Consider the following 18,631-nt stretch of genomic DNA (forward strand, 5'->3'; position numbering starts at 1 on the left):
CGGGAAGTCGGCCGGTCCGACTTCCCGCGCCGACCCCGCCGCGTGGGGTTACGCCCTGCCGCCCCTGTTGCCCCCGCCGCGCAGCAGGTCCGCGATGCGCGCGTCGACCTGCTCGCGGTCGTAGCCCCGCCACCTGATCTGGAAGGCCGGCACGGGCGGCAGTGAAACGGCCCCGGACAGGGCCCTGAGGTAGTGGTCGACCTGCTCGCGGTCGTAGCCGCGCCGGACCAGGTCGAAGCCGCGGAACTCCGGTGATGCGGACACCTCGCGGGTCCTCCAATCTCTGACGACCGCTCGCCCAGGCCACAGGGATCGAGGCCGGTGAGCGGGGCTCGCCGACCGGGGTGGCGCGTGAAAGGCGTCAGGCTTCTTGATCTTGTCATATGGATCGCGTCAGGAGTCGCGGGACGGCGGACTTCCGGTGCCACCATCCAACTTCCCCGAGAAGAAAGACGGTTCCGACCTTGCACCTCCTCTCCCGCCTGAAACGCGCCCTGGCCTGCGGGGTCGCCGCCGTCGCCGTGGTCTCCGTCCTGACCGCGCAGGCCCAGGCCGCGCCCGCGGCAGCCGCCGCGGCGGCCCCGGTGGACAAGACCTGCGGAACCCCGGCCTCGCCGGGCGGCGGCAACTGCATGACGGCGCTGATCAGTTCCGCCTTCGACACGATCAGGCTGATGCACGACGCCGCCAACCTCAACAAGCTGGACAACGCCGAGTTCACCCAGAACACCGCGACGAAGCTGAGCGCGAAGTTCCCGGGGTTCAACGTCATGGTGTTCAAGACCGTGGGTACCGACCTGTACGACACCGAGTGGTTCCGGAACGAGTACAAGTCCGACATGCGGGGGGTGCTGCTCGACACCACCTACAAGCTCAACCACTTCCTGGACAAGGAGAAGAAGGAGCCGTCCGGCTACGACGTCTTCCGGATCTGGGTCTTCCAGGGGGACTCGACCTTCCGCAACCGGGGCGACGGCGGCTACCTGAACTGGGCGTTCACCGGCAACGACGGCGACACCGTCAAGAAGGAGCCGTGGACCTGCCGCTCGGGCACCGCGCGGCCCTACAAGTGCGACGGCGACGTGCGCACCGTCCACTTCCCCTCCCGCTCCGGCTACGGCACCAGGACCGGCAGCCTGACCCCCGACTCCAGCGCCCCCGGCTATCACGCCTGCCTGGACGTCAGCGGCAACGGCACCGCGAACGGCACCCCCGTCCAGATGTGGGAATGCAACGGTGGCGACGCCCAGAAATGGACGTACAACGGCTACAAGCTCCAGGCGGCCAACGGCAAGTGCCTCGACCTGGAGGCCAACAAGACCGCGAACGGGACCAAGCTCCAGGTGTGGGACTGCCTGGAGATCCCCGGTCAGCGCTGGAACATGTCGGCCGGCGGCGGCTTCCGGCACATGACCGACCAGGACGACCGCTCCAAGGACGTCTGCGTCGACGACTTCAGCGGCCGGACCGCCAACGGCAGCACGGTGGCGGCCTGGGCCTGCGGTTCCGAGGACCGGCGGGACGCGCCCAACCAGAACTGGGCCTGGGGCGGCACCCCGCCGACCACCACCCCGCCCACGCCCGGCGGCGGCACCGGCGCCGAGGTGTACCTGAAGCTCGACAACGGCCTGGGCGCCGTGCCGGTCAACGGCTCCGCCGGCGCGTCGGTCGTCGCCGGGCTCCGGGGCGGCAACGAGTCCAAGTGGAAGCTCGCCCCGGCGGGCGGCGGCCGCTACCGGATCACCAGCTCGTACGGGCTGGAACTCACCGAGAACGGCGGCTACCTGGCCGAACTCCAGCCGTGGAGCAACTCCTCCCGGCAGAAGTGGGAACTCGCCGCGATCGGCAACGGCAAGTACCAGATCCGGATCTCCGGCGACGACTGCCTCGCCCACGACGTCGACTTCAAGCAGCTCGGCGTGTGGACCTGCAAGCAGGACTGGCACCAGGGGTGGGTGCTCGAATCCACGTCCGGCGGCGTGATCACGCCGACCGACCCGACCACCCCGACGAAGCCGGACCCGAAGCCGGACCCGGACCCGAAGCCCAAGCCGAAGCCGTCCTCCGACATCCCGACCGAGCGGCCGCTGTTCCTGAAGCTCGCCAACGGGCTGGGCGCGACGGCCCCCAACGAGACCGCGAGCTGGGGTTCGCCGATCGTGGGCGGGATCCTGGGGGCGAAGGGGTCCCGCTGGACCATCAAGCCGCTGGGCGGGGACCGCTACCGGATCGTCAACGACCTCGGGTTCAACCTCACCGAGAACCCCGAGACCTACGTCGCCGAGCAGCAGGCGTGGGGCGACACCGCCAACCAGAAGTGGGAGTTCGTCGGCCTCGGCAACGGCAAGTACCGGGTCCAGATCGGCGACGACGACTGCCTCACCCACGACTCCGACTTCAAGCAGCTCGGGGTGTGGAGCTGCGAGGGCGGCTGGAAGCAGGAGTGGTCCTTCCAGCTCCTCTGACCGGAGCCACCTGCCGGAGCCACGGCCCCGGGCGCCGGCCGTACGGGTCGGCGCCCGAGGCAGTCCGCCAGGGGCGCGGACCGTGGCAGGACTGTTGCCCGTGAAGTGGCGCAGCTCACTGCCGTCCGGTGCGGGGCGTGATCGACTCGCCCGATGCGCCAGCTCTCCCCGTCCCGCCGCCCGTTGACGGCCCGGCACCCTGCCGCGTCCGCCGTGGCCGCCGCCACCGCCGCGTTCCTGCTCGCGGGTTGCGGCACCGCGACGACCGCGGCCTCCGGTGGCGGCCCGGAGGGTTCCGGCGGCCCCCGGCCGTGCGGCAGCGCGCCGCCGAGCGCGCCCGGTGTGCCGCAGCCGACCGCGCTCGCCCAGGGCGGGGCGCGGATCACCGCCGTCGGCCGCACCTGCTTCGAGTACGAGGTGACCAACCCGAACGCCGAACCGTACGACTACACCGTGGTGTTCAACGGCCCCGATCCGGACCGGGGCGCGGGGGTGTTCGGCGGCCCGGGCGGGGGAGGGAACCTCACCCGGACCGTCGCCGGGCTCGCCCCCGGCGCCACCGAGAAGGGGCGGATCGACCTGACCGTGCCCGGCGCGACCGGGCCGGGCTCCCGCCCGGGCGCGCCCACCCTGGGACGGTCCGACAACCCCCGCCCGCCGAAGCCGGAGCTCCTCCAGGTCCGCAGCGTGCCCACCGCCGAGGCCTCCCGCCCCGGCGGCCCCTGCCCGCCCTCCGGTCTGCGGCTGTACGCCGACGAGGGCAGCGCCGCGATGGGCCTGCGCGCGGTCGGCCTGCACCTGCGCAACTGCGGGACGGCCACCGTCACCCTCGACGGCTACCCGCAGGTGCAGCCGCTCGACCCCGACCACAAGCCCCTCGACGGCGTGCGGATCCTGCGCGGCGGCGCCGAGATCGCCACCGGAACCGGCGCCGACAACCCGCCGCAGAAGATCGCCCTGGGGCCGGGGGAGGGCGCCCGCGCCACCCTGGTGTGGCGCAACACCACCGAGGCCGGGGCCGGGGACCCGCAGAACGCCCCCTACGTCCGGGTGCGCGCCACCGCCGACGCGGCCCCCGTGATGGTCGTCCCGGAGCTCGACCTCGGCACCACCGGCCGCCTCGGCGCCGGCGCCTGGGCCCGGGAGGACACCGCCGCCCAGCCGACACCCCGCTGACCGCCCGGTGCGAAAAGGACGGCCCGGCACGCTCCCCCGTGGCGTGCCGGGCCGTCGGCGCGGAAACGGAACATGATGTTCCGGCGCGCGGTGTTCACTCGTGGAGGATGCCAGGGGGACACCCCCGCGGTGTTGGCACCGAGTCGACAGTCCTTGGCACTGGGTGGACAGGTGCGGCCTTCCGGCCCGTCCGTGCGCGCCGGGTGCTCGCGGTGCGGGGTTCTCGCGCCCGTACGCTCCGAGGACGGGGATCAGTCGAGGGCGAGGCGCTTGTTGAGGGCCTCGCCCGAGGGGAGGGGGTCGATGAAGTTGTGCAGGAACCGGAGCATCGCGTCGGTGTCCAGGCCCTCGCAGGCGGCGTCCGTCGCGGCGTAGAGGGACTCCTCGATCCCGGCGACCTCGGTGGCCAGGCGCGCGCCCTCGGGGGTGAGGCTGAGCTGGACGTAGCGGCGGTCCTCGGCGTCGGCGCGGCGCTCGACCAGCCCGGCCGCGACCACGCGCTCGACCAGCCGGCTGGGGTTGGTGCCGCTCTCGCACACCAGGAGCTGCCCGAGCCCGTTGAGGCTCAGGGTGCCGTGCTGCTGGAGCAGGCGCAGCACCTCGGCCTGCGAGGGGGTGATGCCGTGGGGTTTGAGGGCCTGGATCAGCAGCCGGTTGCCTTCGCGCTGGGCTGCCAGGATCGCGAACCGCAGGTGCTCGGCCTTGCGCATCGATGTCCTCTCGGGTGGTCTACGGGGCGGCCAGGAAGTCCTCGACCGCGGCGGCGTAGGTTACCGGGTGGGAGAAGCGGAACATGTGGCCGGTGCGCGGCAGCACGACCTCCCGGGCGTCGGGGATGCCCGCGAGCATGACCTTCGAGGCGTTCTCGCCGATCAGCACGTCGTGCGAGGGGGTCAGCAGCAGGGTCGGGACCTCGACCCGGCCGAGCGCGTCGACGTAGTCGGCGGTCATGGCGGCCCGCACCCGCGCGCCGAAGGACGCGGCCGGGGTGTTGGCGAGGAACAGTTCGCGGCTGCACGCCTCGTTCCAGGGCACCTGGCCCTCGCCGTCGAACGGGGAGGCGAGGCGGTGGGCGCGGGCCCGCAGCGTCAGCTGCCGGTAGAGCGGGCCGCGGGCCCTGCCGATCGCCCGCATCAGGGCCTTCCACGGCTTGGAGTCGACCGGGTCGGCCGCGAACCCGCCGGACAGGACCAGGGCGCGCAGGCCCCGCGGACGGCGGGTGGCGAGTGCGAGCGCGATGACCGCGCCGAACGAGTCGCCGACCAGCACGTAGTCGTCGAGGTCCGCGACCGCGTTCTCGACGTGGTCGGCGTAGCGCTCCATGTCGTCGACGCCCTCGGGCAGGCGCAGCGTGCGCGTGGGCGCCTCGCTGTAGGGGGTGAGCTGCTCGGCGCTCCACGGGGCGCCGGAGAAGCAGGGGATGAAGACGAGGGTCGGGGTTCTCCGTGCAGTGCTCATACCAGATAGGTTACACGACATATGTGTCGTGACACATGTTGGTCACGGTGCATCCCGCCGTGGTGGTCCCGGATGCCCCGACAGCCCGCCCCGTCGGCGAGCCCGTGCCGCCCGTGCGGCTAACCGCCGGCGCCCCCGGCCAGGGCCTGCCGGCGGTGCTCGCTGGGGGAGAGGCCGTACGCGGTCTTGAAGGCGCGGCTGAACTCGGCGGCGCGGGGCAGGCCGCAGCGGGTGGCGACGGCGTGGACGGGCAGGTCGCGCAGCGCGGGGTCGGCCAGGTCGCGGCGGGCCCGCTCCAGCCGGCGGCGGCGGACGAAGGCGGCGACGGTCTCGCCGCCGGACTGCCGGGTGAACAGGCGGTGCAGGTAGCTGACCGAGATGTGGTGGGCGGCCGCGATCACGGCGGGGGTCAGCTCCGGGTCGCGCAGGTTGCGTCCGACGAAGGCCCGGACGTTCTCGACCAGGGCCCGCTGCCGGGTGTCGTCGGGCACGGCGGCCTCGGCGTCCAGTTCCCGGGCGAGCCAGGCGGCCACCAGGTCGACCACGATGCCGCCCAGCCGGGGGGTCTCGACCGGGCCCAGGACGGCGGCCTGCCGGTCCAGGCCGACGAGGAACTCCGAGAGCAGCGCGCAGGCGCCCTCCCGGGAGGAGAAGCCGCGGCCCAGCAGCTCGTGCACCCGGTGCGGCGGCAGCGGCAGCAGGGCGGTGGGGAAGTCGACGCCGACGGCCTCGATCCGGCGCTCCGCGGGCGCCTGGGCGCGGGAGCCGAAGGCCCGCAGGTCGAAGGAGTGGGAGCTGTCGAGCATGTGCAGGTTGCCGGGCCCGAAGGTCTCGGTGCGCCCGCTGCCGGGGGTCAGGACGAAGCCGCCGTCGAGCAGCAGGGTCAGGTGGAACACCCCGAGGTCCGAGCGGCGCACCCGGCGCTCGGTGCGCTGGAAGCGGGTCGGCGGGAAGGAGGTCCGCAGGAGGGTCACCGGCCCGAGCTCCAGGCGCCGCATCTCCGCCCGGAAGTCGTCGGAGTGGTCGCTGGTCACCTCGCTGTCCCGGGTGCGGCTGACCAACTCCCGCCAGCACTCGAACCGTTCCCTCTCGGGTACGCCCTCGCCGCGGAACACGCTCGCCGTGCTCGTGGTCACTGTCCGCCCTTCCCGTCCGGGGTCCGTCCCCTTCCCTGCCTGGTCGGGCTCCCCTTCCCCACCAGGTGTCACCGGCCCCTCGCAGCCGGTGACACCGAAACCTACAAGGTCAGGCCCGGTGTCCTCCGCCCGGGGGCCCGGGGCCCGGCCGCGCTCCGCCCGGGGCCGCCGTCGCCCGCCGGGAAATCCGGTGAACCGGCCGTCCGCCACTGCCCGTTGGCATGAACGCGGGGGCCCGACAGGCCCTGCTCCCATCGGAGGGCGGCGTACGGGGCGCGTCCCGTACCGCCGTCGACGAGACCGTGCCGCGGCCGGCCAGGAACCGCGCCGCAGCGGAAAGAGGGGAACGATGAGGAACACCGGAAGGACCAGGCGCACGCTCGCCTTCGCCGGCGCCGCCCTGGCGCTGGCCTCGCTCACCGGGCTGACGACGGCCACCAGCGCGTCCGCCGACGTCAACAGCGAGTGGAACTGTTCGCGCAACCCGAGCGGCTGGGACCACATGAACTGGGGCAGCTGCCTGCTGCCCGGTGACTCGCTCGTCTCCGCCAACGGGGCCTACCGGCTGACCTACCAGACCGACGGCAACCTCGTGGAGTACGACCGCTACGGCACCGCGATGTGGAACACCGCCACCTTCGGCGGCGCGGGCAAGGCGATCATGCAGTACGACGGCAACTTCGTCGTCTACGACACCTTCAAGAACGCCAAGTGGGCCACCGGCAGCGGCTTCGGCTGCAACCCCAGCGCCAACTGGGTGCGCATGCAGAACGACGCCAACATCGTCGTCTACCGCCCCCACGACAACAGCAGCCCCTGGGTCCCGGTCTGGTCCTCGCAGTCCGGCCGCGTCGGCACCTGCTGACACCCGCCCGGCCCGTGCCCGGCACCTGCTGACACCGCCGGGCCCGTGACACCCGGCACCGGCGGCCGCACCCCCTGCGGCCGCCGGTGCCGGCGTCAGTTCCCCCGCGGCCGCTCCGCCTCCGTGGCGCCGCCCGCCCGGGGGGCGCCGTCCGGGGCGCCGAGGGCGAGGGTGAAGCTGAACCGGTCGCCGCGGTACAGGGAGCGCACCTGCTCCAGCGGGCGCCCGGCGGCGTCCAGACTGCGGCGGTGCAGCAGCAGCATCGGCAGTGCCGGCGGGGTGCCGATCAGCAGCGCCTCGCGCGGGGTGGCCAGCACCGTCTCGATCCGCTCCTCGGCGGCGCCCAGGCGCACCCCGTGCGCGCGCAGGTAGCCGTAGAAGGACCCCTCGGGGTCGAAGTCCCGGTCCAGCGCGGGCACCCGGGCCACCGGCACGTACGTGGACTCCAGCCCGACGCGCTCCTCGTCCGCGCGCAGCACCCGCTCCAGGTGCCACAGCGGCTCGCCCTCGGGGACCTCCAGCAGCCGGGCCACCGCCGCGTCGGCGGGCAGCCGGTCCAGGCCGATCAGGGTGCGCCCGGGGCGCAGGCCCTGGCGCGAGACGCCCTCGGTGTAGCTGCTCAGGGACAGCGGCTGCTCGATCTTCGGCCCGGCCACGACCGTGCCCCGGCCCTGCCGGCGCAGCCGGCCCTCCAGCAGCAGCTCGCGCAGCGCCTGGCGCACGGTGGCCCGGGCGACGCCGTGACGCTGCGCCAGATCGGCCTCGGTGGGCAGCCGCCCGCCCGGGCCGAGCTCGGCGACCAGCTCCTCCAGCCGCGCCTTGACCAGGTAGTACTTGGGCACCCGGCCGTGCTCGGGGACGCCGGCGCGGGCCGCTTCGGGGCCGGCCCGGGAGATGGGGTGGTTCACCGCGCAAGCCTACCGAGCGCCGCCCGGGCCGCACCGGGCCGTACCGGGCCGTACGGGCCGAGCCCGGCGCCCCGGGGTCGATTATCACGGAAGCGTAACGGGTCTGGTCTGAATTTCCGCGGTTGTTCATACAACCGTGGATCCGGCGAGGGCCCGTCCTCGCCCGCCCGGCGCATCCTCACTCCCGGTGCAACTGCACCGCACTGACGACCAGTTGGGAGCCCTCGATGCGCACCTCCCGCACCGCCGCCCTCGCCGCCGCCACGGCCCTCGCCGCCACCGCCGCCGCGCTGATCGCACCGACCACCGCCGCCACGGCCGCCGCCCCCGCCGCGACCGGGGCCGCCGCCGGCCCCTACCAGGGCCTGCCGAACGGCACCAAGCAGGCCAAGACCCTGGTCATCGGCGTCGACGGCACCCGCTACGACAAGCTGCTCACCGCCGACGCCCCCGCCCTCAAGGCCCTGATGGCCGGCGGCATGACCGCCACCAGCAACCTCTACGCCAACCCGCTGGCCCCCACCCTCTCCGGCCCCGGCTGGTCGACCATCGCCACCGGCGCGTGGCCCGACAAGCACCAGGTGAAGGACAACAGCTTCACCGGCTCCCGCTTCGACCTGTTCCCCGACTTCGCCACCCGCCTGGAGAACGCCGACCCCACCACCTCCACCCTGGTGATCGGCTCCTGGAACCCCATCGCCGGCAACGTCTTCAACGGCCGCGCCGACCTGCGCCTCCAGGAGAGCGAGAACGACACCAAGACCGCCGCCGACGCCGTCGACTACCTCGCCCACGGCAACCCCGACACCACCTTCCTGCACTTCGACCAGGTCGACGAGGCCGGCCACAACCACGGCGGCACCAGCCCCGAGTACGCGGCCGCCCTCCACTCCGCCGACGCCCTGGTCGGCCAGGTCCTCCAGGCCGTCAAGTCCCGGCCCACGTACGCCTCGGAGGACTGGCTGGTCGTCGTCACCACCGACCACGGCCACACCGACGCCGGCGGGCACGGCGGCAACAGCGCCAACGAGCGCCAGACCTTCCTGATCGCCAACGGCACCGGATACGCCCCCGGCTCCCGCCGCTACGACGTCAAGCCCGTCGACATCGCCCCCACCGTCCTCAAGCACGAGGGCGTCGCCCTCGACCCCGCCTGGAAGCTCGACGGCCGCCCGATCGACGAGATCGCCCCCGACGCCTTCGACGCGCTGCGCCCGAGCCTGCAGGCCCGCGCCGACGAGAGCGGCATCCCGGCCGGGGTGAAGGGCTGGACCCACACCCCGCCGGCCGGCTGGAGCATCGACAACTCCCGCATGCCCAGCGGCGGCGTCACCGAGTGGCGCGGCTGGACCTTCGCCACCGACGAGTTCTGGACGGCCGCCCAGCTGGGCCAGTCCCGCGAGACCAACGTGCGCGCCCGCAACGTGTTCGCCGTCGCCGACTCCGACGAGTGGGACGACAAGGCGCACGGCGCCGGCCAGTTCGACTCCACCCTGGTCGGCCCCGCCTACCCGGTCTCCGGCGCGAGCCGCGGCGTGCTGTCCTTCGCGACCAACTACAAGGTCGACGGGCCGCAGACCGGCGACGTCTACGTGGTCTTCGACAACGGCGCCCCGCAGCTGGTGAAGTCCTACCGCAGCGACCTCAACACCGTCGAGAACCTCCCCGTCACCGTCCCCGCCGGCGCCACCACCGCCCGCTTCCAGTTCCGCTACACCGGCACCAACAGCGCCTTCTGGACCGTCGACCAGGTCTCCTTCACCGCCTCCTGACCGGGGCGGCGGCGGGGGGGGGGGGGGGGGGGGGGGGCCCCCCCCCCCCCCCCCCCCCGCGGCCGTAGACGGCGGGATCGGCCCACCCCTTGCATTGCCACGCGCATGCAACTATTGTTCCTGCATGTAAGGCGCGTTTGCACTAATCCTTCGGTGCGGACGCAACCCCCGGCGGGTCCCCCCATGACGCCCGCCCGCTCCGCAAAGGCAGTGACATGTCCCTGAAGAACATCCTCCCCGGCAAGCTCGGCTTCGGCACCGCCCCGCTCGGCAACATGTTCCGCGCGATCCCCGACGCCGAGGCCCTGGCCACCGTCGAAGCCGCCTGGGACCAGGGCGTCCGCTACTTCGACACCGCCCCCTTCTACGGCGCCGGCCTCTCCGAGGAGCGCCTGGGCGAGGTGCTGTCCACCAAGCCGCGCGACGAGTACGTCCTGTCCACCAAGGTCGGCCGCGTCATCCTCGACGAGCTGGAGGAGGGCGCCCGCGACCTCGGCGAGAAGGGCGGCCTCTTCGAGCACGGCAACCCGAACAAGATGCTCCACGTGTGGACCGCCGAGGCCACCGAGCGCTCCGTCGAGGACAGCCTCAAGCGCCTGGGCACCGACCGCCTGGACATCGTCTGGGTCCACGACATCGCCCAGGACTTCCACGGCGACCAGTGGCTCGCCAAGTTCGAGGAGGCCCGCACCGGCGCCTTCCGCGTCCTGTCCCGCCTGCGCGACGAGGGCGTCATCAAGGCCTGGGGCCTGGGCGTCAACAAGACCGAGCCGATCGAGCTGACCCTCGCCCTGGACGAGCCCAAGCCCGACGGCTTCCTCCTCGCCGGCCGCTACACCCTCCTCGACCACGACCACGCCCTCCAGCGGCTGCTGCCGATGGCGCAGGAGCAGGGCGTCGACATGGTCGTCGGCGGCCCCTACAGCTCCGGGATCCTCGCCGGCGGCACCCACTTCGAGTACCAGCAGGCCCCCGCCCACATCATCGAGCGCGTCACCGAGCTCAAGGCCCTGGCCGGGAAGCACGGCGTCTCCATCAAGGCCGCCGCCCTGCAGTTCTCCCTCGCCCACCCGGTGACCGCCGCCGCCGTCCCCGGCGCCACCAAGCCCGGCCGCATCGCCGAGGACGTCGCCGCCCTCAACGAGACCGTCCCGGCCGCGTTCTGGCAGGAGCTGCGCGCCGCCGGCCTGGTCAGCCCGGCCGCCCCGCTGCCGAACAACGCCTGACCACCCGCACACCCCACCGCAGTGACAGGAGAAACGACCATGGCCTCCACCTCCGTCAGCCGTACCGTCCCCGCCACCCCCGAGAAGGTCTGGAGCCTCATCGGCGGCTTCGACGCCCTGCCCGACTGGCTGCCCTACATCCCCGAGAGCACCGCCTCCGAGGGCGGCCGCGTGCGCAGCCTGAAGAACCCCGAGGGCGACGTCATCGTCGAGCGCCTCGTCGACTTCAACGAGACCGAGCGGCAGTACAGCTACGCCATCCTCCAGGCCCCGTTCCCGGTCGACGGCTACGTCTCCACCCTCCGCGTCCACGCCGTCCCGGGCCGCGCCGACCTCGCCGAGGTCCAGTGGTCCGGCCGCTTCAACCCGGTCAACGCCACCGAGCAGGAGGTCGTCGACCTGTTCACCGGCATCTACGCCGACGGCCTCGACGCCCTGGCCCGCACCCTCGCGGGCTGACCCGGGGCACCGCGCACCGGCGGCGCGGCGGTCCGGACACCTGGGGGATCGGGTGTCCGGGCCGCCGCGCCGCCGGCGTTTCCGCCCGTCCCCGCCGCTCCGACCTGCCCGGCCCCGCCCCGCGGGCCGTACGGGCGGCGGGCGTAGGCTCCCGCCGGTGACACCAGCACCGACACCCCCTGCCGAGGCCGGACAGCCCGTCGAGCCCGCCGAGCCCGGCCCCGTCTGGGCCCCGCTGACCCGCGCCACCGCCGTCGACCGCGCGACCGGCCTCGCCTGGTTGTCCGGGCTCGGCCACAACCGCGCGGCCCCCGCCGACCTGCTCCTGCGCCTCCTGGACACCGGCGAGCACCACTTCCTGGACCGCGACGACCTGCCCGACGGAGTCCTGGACGCCGCGATCGCCCACCCCGACCGGCGCGTGCGGATGGGCGCCGCGGAGAGCGGCCGGCTGTCACCGGCCCAGTGGGAGCGGCTGATCGCCGCCACGCCCGGGGCGGCGCTGCGCGAGCTGTTCGCGGAACTGGCCGGGAGCGCCCTCAAGCCCCCGCCGGACGAGGCGGCCCCGCCCCTCACCCCCGCAGAACTCACCGAACTCGCCGCGCTGGCCGCCGACGTCCCCGACATCGACCCCGCCGCCCACGCCGGGGAGCTGCCGTGGGTCGTCGCCCGGCACGCGGACGCCGAGGCCATGCGCCTGCTCGCCGCCTCCCCGAAGACGCTGGTCCGCCGCAGCGTCGCCCGGGCTCCGCGCCTGCCCGCCGACGTCGCCGAACTCCTCGCCCGCGACGAGGACCGCGCGGTGCGGATCCTCCTCGCCGAGTCCTGCGAGGACGCCCCGGCCCGGATGCTCCTGGACATGGCGGGCTGGTGGGACGGCAGCCTCTCCTTCCCGGGCCGCCCGCGCAACCACCCCCACTTCCCCCGCCAGGGCCTGCTGCGCCTGGCCGCCGACCCGAACCCGCGCCTGCGGGCCCTGGCCCTCGACGACCCCGCCGCCACCCCCGCCCACGTCGAACGGGCCGCCGCCGACCCCGACCCGGCCGTCCGCCGGGCCGCCGCCGCCGACCCCCGGCTCGCCCCCGCCACCGCGGCCGCGCTCGCGGCCGACCCCGACAGCGGCGTGCGGCACTTCGCCCGCGTCAACCCGGCCCTGCCCCCGGAGGAGCTGGTGGTGCTGCTGCTCGACCCGTGCCGGGCCGACGCCGCCGCCAGGAATCCCGCGATCCCCGCCGCCGTCCTGCACCGCATGGCCGACCTCGCCATCCCGCACGCCGCCGTACCCCGGCGCTGACCCGCCCGGGGCCGGTCCTGGGCACGGACCGGCCCCGGGCGGGGGTGGGGCTCAGTGGCAGACGAGCTTGTTGCGGGCCAGCTCCTGGACGGTGCCGGGGTTGACCGGGGTGTCGCAGGAGACGGTGCCCTCGATCTCGGCGTCGAAGGTGCTGTAGGTGGGGTGGGAGCCGAAGGCGTAGGCCCAGTACCCGTCACCGGGGTCGTTGTTGCCCCAGCCGCCGCGGGGGAGGCAGACGTACTCGTCGGCCTTGCCCTGGACGCGGTTGGTGCCCTTGAACACCGCGTAGTCGCCGGGGCGGGAGAAGTTCAGCGTGACCTTCTGGGACCAGGTGCTGGTGGTGGACTTGCTGGTCTGGACGGAGAAGCCGACCTTGATGGAGACCTTCGCGAAGAACGCCCCCGCCTCCGCGTTGATCTCGGTCGAGGCGTTGAAGGTCGTGCTGACGTTCTGGACCTCGGTCACGGTGGTCTCGACGGAGCCGGTGGTGCCCGGGGCGATGGTGATGCCCTTCCAGTGGGTGAGCACCGGTTCGACGACGGCGGTCGAGACCTCGTACAGCCCGGTCCGGGAGACGCGGGGGTCACATGGGCCGCCCGGCTCGGCCGCGTGGGCCGTACCGGTGGAGAAGGCCGACGCCGCGACCGTCAGGACGGCGAGCGCGGCGGGTAAGGACAGCCGCCGCAGGAACGTGTTCGTCAAGGGGACTCCTCGGGGGAGGGGGTGTCGGACCGTCACGCGGCCGGCACCCGGCATGGATTCGTCAGATCGTGCCCAGAACACCCCCACCGCACACCCACAACACCGAACTCCCCTGCACAAACGGAAGGTTGGCCGTGCACATAGCCTGTTGCACACCGCCGGACCGTCCCTATACTGCCGTTGCCCGCAGGCCGGAACCCGGCCCCGGGCATCCGCCGCTGCGCCCGGCCAGGGCGGCCGGCCGCCCGTACGAGGGAGAACCGATCATGGTCAAGCACTACCTCAAGTACGCCTTCAGCACCCTCACCGCCGCGATGTTCCTGCACATGGTCTGATCCGACCGACCCCGGCCGGGGCCGGGTGGCCCATCGTCCGACCCTGGCCTGGGAGTCCGCTTGTTCGCGACCGCGCTGAGCCAACTGCGCTACGGCGCAGCGATCCTGACGAACCGTCGGATCCGACCCCACGACCTGGAACGCCTCGCCCGGGACCTGGTCGCCACCATCGCCGAGTTCGGCGAGCCCGGCGAGGACTCCGCCCTGCTGCCCGGCCGCGCCGGACACGTCGACCCGCAGGTCCGACGCGAAGTGGCCCGCCGCAGCCTGCGCGCCACCGCCCGCACCGCGGCCCGGCACACCGCCTACTACCGCCGCACCTTCGCCGAACTCGGCCTCGACCCCGACCGGTTGGAGCCCGAGGATTGGTCACGCGTCCCCGTCACCCCCAAACAGGCACTGCGCGCCCTGCCCGCCGCCTTCGTCTCCGACACCGCCCGCCCCGCCCTGCAGGCGCTCACCACCGGCACCAGCGGCACCCCCACCGCCGTGTGGTTCTCCCGCGCCGAACTCGAGTGCGCCATCGCCTTCAGCACCATCTCCGCCGTGCTCGGCCTCGGCCTGCGCCCCCGCCACACCGTCGCCTACGCCGGCTGCTCCCGCGCCACCCTGTCCCTGGTCAACGCCGAGGAGTCGGCCACCCGCGCCGGCGCCGGCTTCGTCCAACTCGGCACCGTGGCCCCCGCCGTGGCCCTCGACCGCCTCGCCGCCCCGCTCGGCCTGCCCGGCAAGGACCCCCAGGTCACCCACCTCACCACCTCCGCCTCCTACCTGGCCGCCCTCGTCCAGGAGGCCGAACAGCACAAGTGGCGCGACGCCGACTTCGGCCTGGAGTCGATCAGCATCGGCGGCGAGGTGCTCTCCGCACCGCTGCGCCGGCGAGCCGAGGCCGTGTTCGGCGCCACCGCCACCTCCGCCTACCTGATGACCGAGATCCTGCCCTCCGGCGCCACTCCCTGCACCCGGGGCCACCTCCACCACACCACCGAGTTCGGACACCTCGAAGTCCTCGACCCGCTCACCTGGGAACCCACCGCCCCCGGCGGCACCGGCACCGTCGTGCACACCCCCTACGTGCCCTACCGCGAGTGCACCCTGCTGCTGCGCTACGCCACCGGCGACCTCGTACGCCTCCCCGCCGAGCCGCCCGACTGCGAACTCGCCCACCTGCCCGCCACCTCCGAGATCCTCGGCCGCTGGAACGGCCCGCTCAGCCGCACCGTCACCACCCGCGAGGTGCTCGACCTGGTCGAAGCCGAACCCGAGGTCCCGCTGCCCGCCCGCCACGCCCTCACCGAAGGCCCCGACGGCCCCGACGGACCGGCCCGCCTGCACCTGCTGGTCGACCGCCTGCCCGCCACCGCCCTGCGCGGCCGCCTGGAGGACCGCGCCCGCGCCGCCGGCCTGCGCCTGGCCGACATCCTGCTGTACGAGGACCGCGCCGGCATGCCGCCGACCGCACCCCTGCGCGCCGACCTGCGCGAGCACACCTTCGACACCCTCGGCACCTTCGACGTCCCCGCCGCCCCCGGCACCCCCGCCGCCCCCGACCGTGTCCCCGGAAGGCGCTGAATGACCGTCGACCCCGCCGCCCTGGCCGCCCTCAGCGCCGCCGTCGCCGCCGAGACCGCCCTGGCCGCCTGGTACCTCGCCCGCGTCCGGATGCCCCGCCCCCCGGTCGGCGTCTACACCGGCGGCGACATCGCCGTCCTGTGCGCCGGAGTCGTCCTCGCCCCGCTGCTCTACACCGCCCTGCCCGCGGCCGCCGTCTCCGCCGTCTTCGGCCTCGTCGCCTGCCTCGCCGTCCAGTTCACCCTCGCCCCGCTGCTCGCCGCCACCCGGCTGCGCGCCACCCCCTGGTCCTGGGCCGCCGCCCTCACCGCCACCGCCGCCACCGCGCTCGCCGCCCTCACCGGCCACCCAGCCGCCGCCCGCACCGGCAGCGACCTGATGATCGCCACCGCCGTCGTCGGCGTCGCCAACCTCTGGACCCAGAGCGGCCTGCGCTCCGGCCACACCGCCGCCCTGGCCGCCGTCCTCACCGGCTACGACCTGGCCGCCACCACCCTCACCGACACCACCACCCGCTTCTTCGAACAGGTCCAGGACCGCCCCTTCGCCCCCCTGCTCGCCCTCACCGGCGGCCCGGCCCCCGTCGCCGTCGGCCTCGGCGACCTCCTGCTGCTCGTCCTCTACCCGCTCGTCGCCGCCAAGGCCCACGGCCGCACCGCCGCCACCGTCGCCGCCCTCGTCGGCCTGCTCACCACCAGCGCGGTCAGCGCCTGCTTCGCCGCCGGCTGGCTCACCAGCGGATTCCCGCTGCTCACCGCCCTGGGCCCGCTGATCGTCGCCCAGCACCTGTACTGGCGGCGCCGCACCGGCGGCGAGCGCACCACCGCCCAGTGGCGCGAGGGCCACCAGCTCCCTCTCCCGCTGCCGTCCTCCGTCGGCCACGAGCCCGCCGCCGCCCTCGCCGCCCCCGTCCCCGACGGCACGCCCCCGGGCACCTGGCTCGCCCTCGCCGACGGCCGCGTCCTCGGCACCGGCCCCACCCCCGGCCACGCCCGCCGCGACGCCTGCCGCCACGGCACCGACACCCCCACCACCGCCCGGCTGGTCTGACACCTCCCAGGGCTCCGCCGGCGCACGACCCGAGGCCCTGTCAGTGCCGGCCGCCATGATTCCCGCATGACCGCCACCGCAGCACCGCTGTCCTCCCCGTCCGCGTACGCCGACGCCGTCGCCACCGCCGTCCGGGCCGCCGCCGCGTACTACACCGACGGCTCCACCCCGCTCGGCGACGACGAGTACGACACCCTGCTGCGGGCCATCGCCGCCTACGAGAGCGCCCACCCCGGCGAGACGCTGCCCGACTCGCCGACCGGCAAGGTGGCCGGCGGCGCCGCGAACGGCGACGTCCCGCACAGCGCCCCGATGCTCTCCCTGGACAACGTGTTCTCCGCCGAGGAACTCGACGCCTGGGCCGCCGGCCTCGAACGGCGCCTGGGCCGCCCCGTCACCGCCTGGTGCGTGGAGCCCAAGCTCGACGGCCTCGCCATCGCCGCCCGCTACCGCGCCGGCCGCCTCCAGCAGGTCGTCACCCGCGGCGACGGCCTCGCCGGCGAGGACATCACCCACGCCGCCGACGCCGTCCTCGGCCTGCCCGCCGAACTCACCGAACCCGCCGACATCGAACTGCGCGGCGAAGTCCTCCTCACCCAGGACCAGTTCGACCACGCCAACCGGATACGCGCCGACCACGGCGCCACCCCCTTCGCCAACCCGCGCAACGGCGCCGCCGGCACCCTGCGGGCCAAGGACCGCCCCTACCGGATCGAACTCACCTTCTTCGCCTACGACGCCATCGGCCCCGACGGCCTCGCCCACAGCGCCCTGCTGGACCACCTCGCCACCCTCGGCGCCCACACCGCCGCCACCACCGCCGCCCGCCCCCGGCGCTGCGCCGACACCGCCGAAGTCCAGCGCCGCGTCGAGGAGATCGCCGCACTGCGCGCCGAACTGCCCTTCGGGATCGACGGCGTGGTCGTCAAGGCCGACCTGGCCGCCGACCGCGCCGAGGCCGGCTCCGGCTCGCGCGCACCGCGCTGGGCCGTGGCCCGCAAACTGGCCGCGCAGCACCAGGTCACCCGGCTGCTCGCGGTGGAGTGGAACGTGGGCCGCACCGGCGTCATCGCCCCGCGCGCTGTCCTCGAACCCGTCGTCATCGACGGCGTCACCGTCACCTTCGCCACCCTCCACAACCCCGCCGACATCGAACGGCGCGGCCTGATGATCGGCGACCAGGTCTTCGTCTACCGCGCCGGCGACGTGATCCCCCGGGTCGAGGCCCCGGTGCTCGACGCCCGCACCGGCGCCGAGCAGCCGATCGCCTTCCCCGAGACCTGCCCGCGCTGCGGCGACGCCATCGACACCACCGAGCAGCGCTGGCGCTGCGTCCGCGGCCGCGACTGCCAGGCCGTCGCCTCCGTCCTCTACGCGGCCGGCCGCGACCAGCTCGACATCGAGGGCCTCGGCGGCACCCGCGCCGTCCAGCTCGTCGAAACCGGCCTGGTCACCGACCTCGCCGACCTGTTCACCCTCACCCGCGAGCAGCTGCTCACCCTGGACCGGATGGGGGAGACCAGCGCCGACAACCTGCTCGCCGCGATCGCCACCGCCCGCACCCGGCCGCTCAACCGGGTCTTCTGCGCCCTCGGCATCCGCGGCACCGGACGGACCATGTCCCGCCGGATCGCCGCGCACTTCGGCTCCATGACGGCGATCCGGGCCGCCGACGCCGAGACCCTGGCCGGCGTCGACGGCATCGGCACCGAGAAGGCCCGCGTCGTCGCCGCCGAACTCGCCGAACTCGCCCCGCTGCTGGACCGCCTCGTCGCCCTCGGCGTGGGCACCGCCGTCACCGCCCCCACCGCTCCCGCCGCCACACCGACGGCAGGGGAAGGCGACACCGCCGACGACCCCGCCGACGACCGGGGCCCGCTCGCCGGCGAGGCCGTCGTCGTCACCGGCAGCATGACCGGCGCCCTCGCCGACCTCTCCCGCAACCAGATGAACGAACTGGTCGAACGCGCCGGCGGCAAGGCCTCCTCCTCGGTCTCCAAGCGCACCACCCTCCTGGTCGCGGGCGAGAAGGCCGGCTCCAAGCGCGCCAAGGCCGAGGAGCTCGGCATCCGCATCCTCACCCCCGAGGACTTCGCCACCCTGGTGGCCGCTCACCTCCTCCCGGCCTGACGGGCCCGTCCCGCGCGGGGGTCCGGCCGGGGCCGGACTTCTCGCGCTCACGCGTCCGCCCGGGCCCCTCCGGACGGTCCGCC

The 18,631-nt window shown here is 74.3% G+C and carries 17 protein-coding genes; 11 read left to right on the forward strand and 6 right to left on the reverse strand.

Annotated elements, in window-relative coordinates; genetic code table 11:
- Positions 1-48: 48 nt before the first annotated feature.
- The gene (locus ACLWS4_RS23070; RefSeq protein ID WP_117484972.1) at positions 49-264 is read right to left on the reverse strand and encodes a hypothetical protein; all 216 of its coding nucleotides are present in this window, start codon (positions 262-264) and stop codon (positions 49-51) included.
- Between the two features lie 200 nt (positions 265-464).
- Between ACLWS4_RS23070 and ACLWS4_RS23075 the strand changes: the two genes are divergently transcribed.
- Together ACLWS4_RS23075 and ACLWS4_RS23080 are read left to right on the forward strand one after the other, a co-directional pair.
- Positions 465-2,465 (forward strand): ricin-type beta-trefoil lectin domain protein, encoded by a 2,001-nt coding sequence (locus tag ACLWS4_RS23075; RefSeq protein WP_416875105.1) that lies wholly within the window; start codon positions 465-467, stop codon positions 2,463-2,465.
- Between the two features lie 153 nt (positions 2,466-2,618).
- The gene (locus ACLWS4_RS23080; protein ID WP_416875106.1) at positions 2,619-3,641 is read left to right on the forward strand and encodes a DUF4232 domain-containing protein; all 1,023 of its coding nucleotides are present in this window, start codon (positions 2,619-2,621) and stop codon (positions 3,639-3,641) included.
- A 251-nt stretch (positions 3,642-3,892) separates the two neighbouring features.
- On the opposite strand, the gene ACLWS4_RS23085 is transcribed toward ACLWS4_RS23080, so the two are convergent.
- The 3 genes from ACLWS4_RS23085 to ACLWS4_RS23095 all read right to left on the reverse strand — a co-directional run bounded on the left by ACLWS4_RS23085 (position 3,893) and on the right by ACLWS4_RS23095 (position 6,235).
- Positions 3,893-4,351, reverse strand: coding sequence for a MarR family winged helix-turn-helix transcriptional regulator (locus ACLWS4_RS23085; RefSeq protein WP_416875107.1), 459 nt, complete (start codon positions 4,349-4,351; stop codon positions 3,893-3,895).
- A gap of 19 nt (positions 4,352-4,370) precedes the next feature.
- Entirely contained in the window at positions 4,371-5,099 is a 729-nt protein-coding gene (locus ACLWS4_RS23090) for an alpha/beta fold hydrolase (protein ID WP_416875108.1), read from the reverse strand.
- 119 nt (positions 5,100-5,218) lie between these two features.
- Positions 5,219-6,235 carry a helix-turn-helix domain-containing protein gene (locus ACLWS4_RS23095; RefSeq protein WP_416875109.1) on the reverse strand — a complete coding sequence of 339 codons (1,017 nt, stop codon included), beginning with the start codon at positions 6,233-6,235 and terminating at the stop codon, positions 5,219-5,221.
- 349 nt (positions 6,236-6,584) lie between these two features.
- Here ACLWS4_RS23095 and ACLWS4_RS23100 point away from each other — a divergent pair, with 349 nt between their 5' ends.
- A complete protein-coding gene (locus tag ACLWS4_RS23100) occupies positions 6,585-7,100 on the forward strand; it encodes a hypothetical protein (protein ID WP_074005383.1) in 516 nt (171 codons plus the stop codon).
- A 95-nt stretch (positions 7,101-7,195) separates the two neighbouring features.
- Here ACLWS4_RS23100 and ACLWS4_RS23105 read toward each other — a convergent pair whose 3' ends face one another.
- Positions 7,196-8,008, reverse strand: coding sequence for a GntR family transcriptional regulator (locus ACLWS4_RS23105; RefSeq protein WP_416875110.1), 813 nt, complete (start codon positions 8,006-8,008; stop codon positions 7,196-7,198).
- A gap of 227 nt (positions 8,009-8,235) precedes the next feature.
- Between ACLWS4_RS23105 and ACLWS4_RS23110 the strand changes: the two genes are divergently transcribed.
- The 4 genes from ACLWS4_RS23110 (at position 8,236) to ACLWS4_RS23125 (ending at position 12,759) form a co-directional block, all read left to right on the forward strand.
- Complete coding sequence (locus ACLWS4_RS23110) at positions 8,236-9,780, forward strand: alkaline phosphatase family protein (RefSeq protein ID WP_380745636.1); 1,545 nt, start codon at positions 8,236-8,238, stop codon at positions 9,778-9,780.
- Between the two features lie 215 nt (positions 9,781-9,995).
- A complete protein-coding gene (locus ACLWS4_RS23115; protein ID WP_380782739.1) occupies positions 9,996-11,006 on the forward strand; it encodes an aldo/keto reductase in 1,011 nt (336 codons plus the stop codon).
- A 39-nt stretch (positions 11,007-11,045) separates the two neighbouring features.
- Entirely contained in the window at positions 11,046-11,465 is a 420-nt protein-coding gene (locus ACLWS4_RS23120) for an SRPBCC family protein (protein ID WP_049651791.1), read from the forward strand.
- Between the two features lie 157 nt (positions 11,466-11,622).
- Positions 11,623-12,759: a hypothetical protein gene (locus ACLWS4_RS23125; protein WP_416875111.1), complete on the forward strand. Its 1,137-nt coding sequence runs from the start codon at positions 11,623-11,625 to the stop codon at positions 12,757-12,759.
- Between the two features lie 51 nt (positions 12,760-12,810).
- On the opposite strand, the gene ACLWS4_RS23130 is transcribed toward ACLWS4_RS23125, so the two are convergent.
- Complete coding sequence (locus tag ACLWS4_RS23130) at positions 12,811-13,461, reverse strand: hypothetical protein (protein WP_049655778.1); 651 nt, start codon at positions 13,459-13,461, stop codon at positions 12,811-12,813.
- A 134-nt stretch (positions 13,462-13,595) separates the two neighbouring features.
- Here ACLWS4_RS23130 and ACLWS4_RS23135 point away from each other — a divergent pair, with 134 nt between their 5' ends.
- From ACLWS4_RS23135 to ligA, 4 genes are all read left to right on the forward strand, one after another.
- A complete protein-coding gene (locus ACLWS4_RS23135; RefSeq protein ID WP_107086544.1) occupies positions 13,596-13,796 on the forward strand; it encodes a hypothetical protein in 201 nt (66 codons plus the stop codon).
- 60 nt (positions 13,797-13,856) lie between these two features.
- Positions 13,857-15,368: a phenylacetate--CoA ligase family protein gene (locus ACLWS4_RS23140; protein WP_416875112.1), complete on the forward strand. Its 1,512-nt coding sequence runs from the start codon at positions 13,857-13,859 to the stop codon at positions 15,366-15,368.
- Positions 15,369-16,418 (forward strand): hypothetical protein, encoded by a 1,050-nt coding sequence (locus ACLWS4_RS23145; RefSeq protein ID WP_416875113.1) that lies wholly within the window; start codon positions 15,369-15,371, stop codon positions 16,416-16,418.
- A gap of 66 nt (positions 16,419-16,484) precedes the next feature.
- Positions 16,485-18,548, forward strand: coding sequence for an NAD-dependent DNA ligase LigA (ligA, locus tag ACLWS4_RS23150; RefSeq protein ID WP_416875114.1), 2,064 nt, complete (start codon positions 16,485-16,487; stop codon positions 18,546-18,548).
- The last annotated feature ends 83 nt before the right edge of the window (positions 18,549-18,631 follow it).

The sequence above is a fragment of the Kitasatospora sp. SC0581 genome (genome assembly GCF_048159585.1).
In the GTDB taxonomy this organism is placed as follows: Bacteria; Actinomycetota; Actinomycetes; order Streptomycetales; family Streptomycetaceae; genus Kitasatospora.

What these genes read in the sequence shown, in the direction of transcription:
- ACLWS4_RS23115 (WP_380782739.1), top strand. Translation starts at nt 9,996, where the DNA reads ATGTCCCTGAAGAACATCCTCCCCGGCAAGCTCGGCTTCGGCACCGCC.
- ACLWS4_RS23080 (WP_416875106.1), top strand. Translation starts at nt 2,619, where the DNA reads ATGCGCCAGCTCTCCCCGTCCCGCCGCCCGTTGACGGCCCGGCACCCT.
- ligA (WP_416875114.1), top strand. Translation starts at nt 16,485, where the DNA reads ATGACCGCCACCGCAGCACCGCTGTCCTCCCCGTCCGCGTACGCCGAC.
- ACLWS4_RS23145 (WP_416875113.1), top strand. Translation starts at nt 15,369, where the DNA reads ATGACCGTCGACCCCGCCGCCCTGGCCGCCCTCAGCGCCGCCGTCGCC.
- ACLWS4_RS23090 (WP_416875108.1), bottom strand. Translation starts at nt 5,099, where the DNA reads ATGAGCACTGCACGGAGAACCCCGACCCTCGTCTTCATCCCCTGCTTC.
- ACLWS4_RS23100 (WP_074005383.1), top strand. Translation starts at nt 6,585, where the DNA reads ATGAGGAACACCGGAAGGACCAGGCGCACGCTCGCCTTCGCCGGCGCC.
- ACLWS4_RS23085 (WP_416875107.1), bottom strand. Translation starts at nt 4,351, where the DNA reads ATGCGCAAGGCCGAGCACCTGCGGTTCGCGATCCTGGCAGCCCAGCGC.
- ACLWS4_RS23120 (WP_049651791.1), top strand. Translation starts at nt 11,046, where the DNA reads ATGGCCTCCACCTCCGTCAGCCGTACCGTCCCCGCCACCCCCGAGAAG.
- ACLWS4_RS23110 (WP_380745636.1), top strand. Translation starts at nt 8,236, where the DNA reads ATGCGCACCTCCCGCACCGCCGCCCTCGCCGCCGCCACGGCCCTCGCC.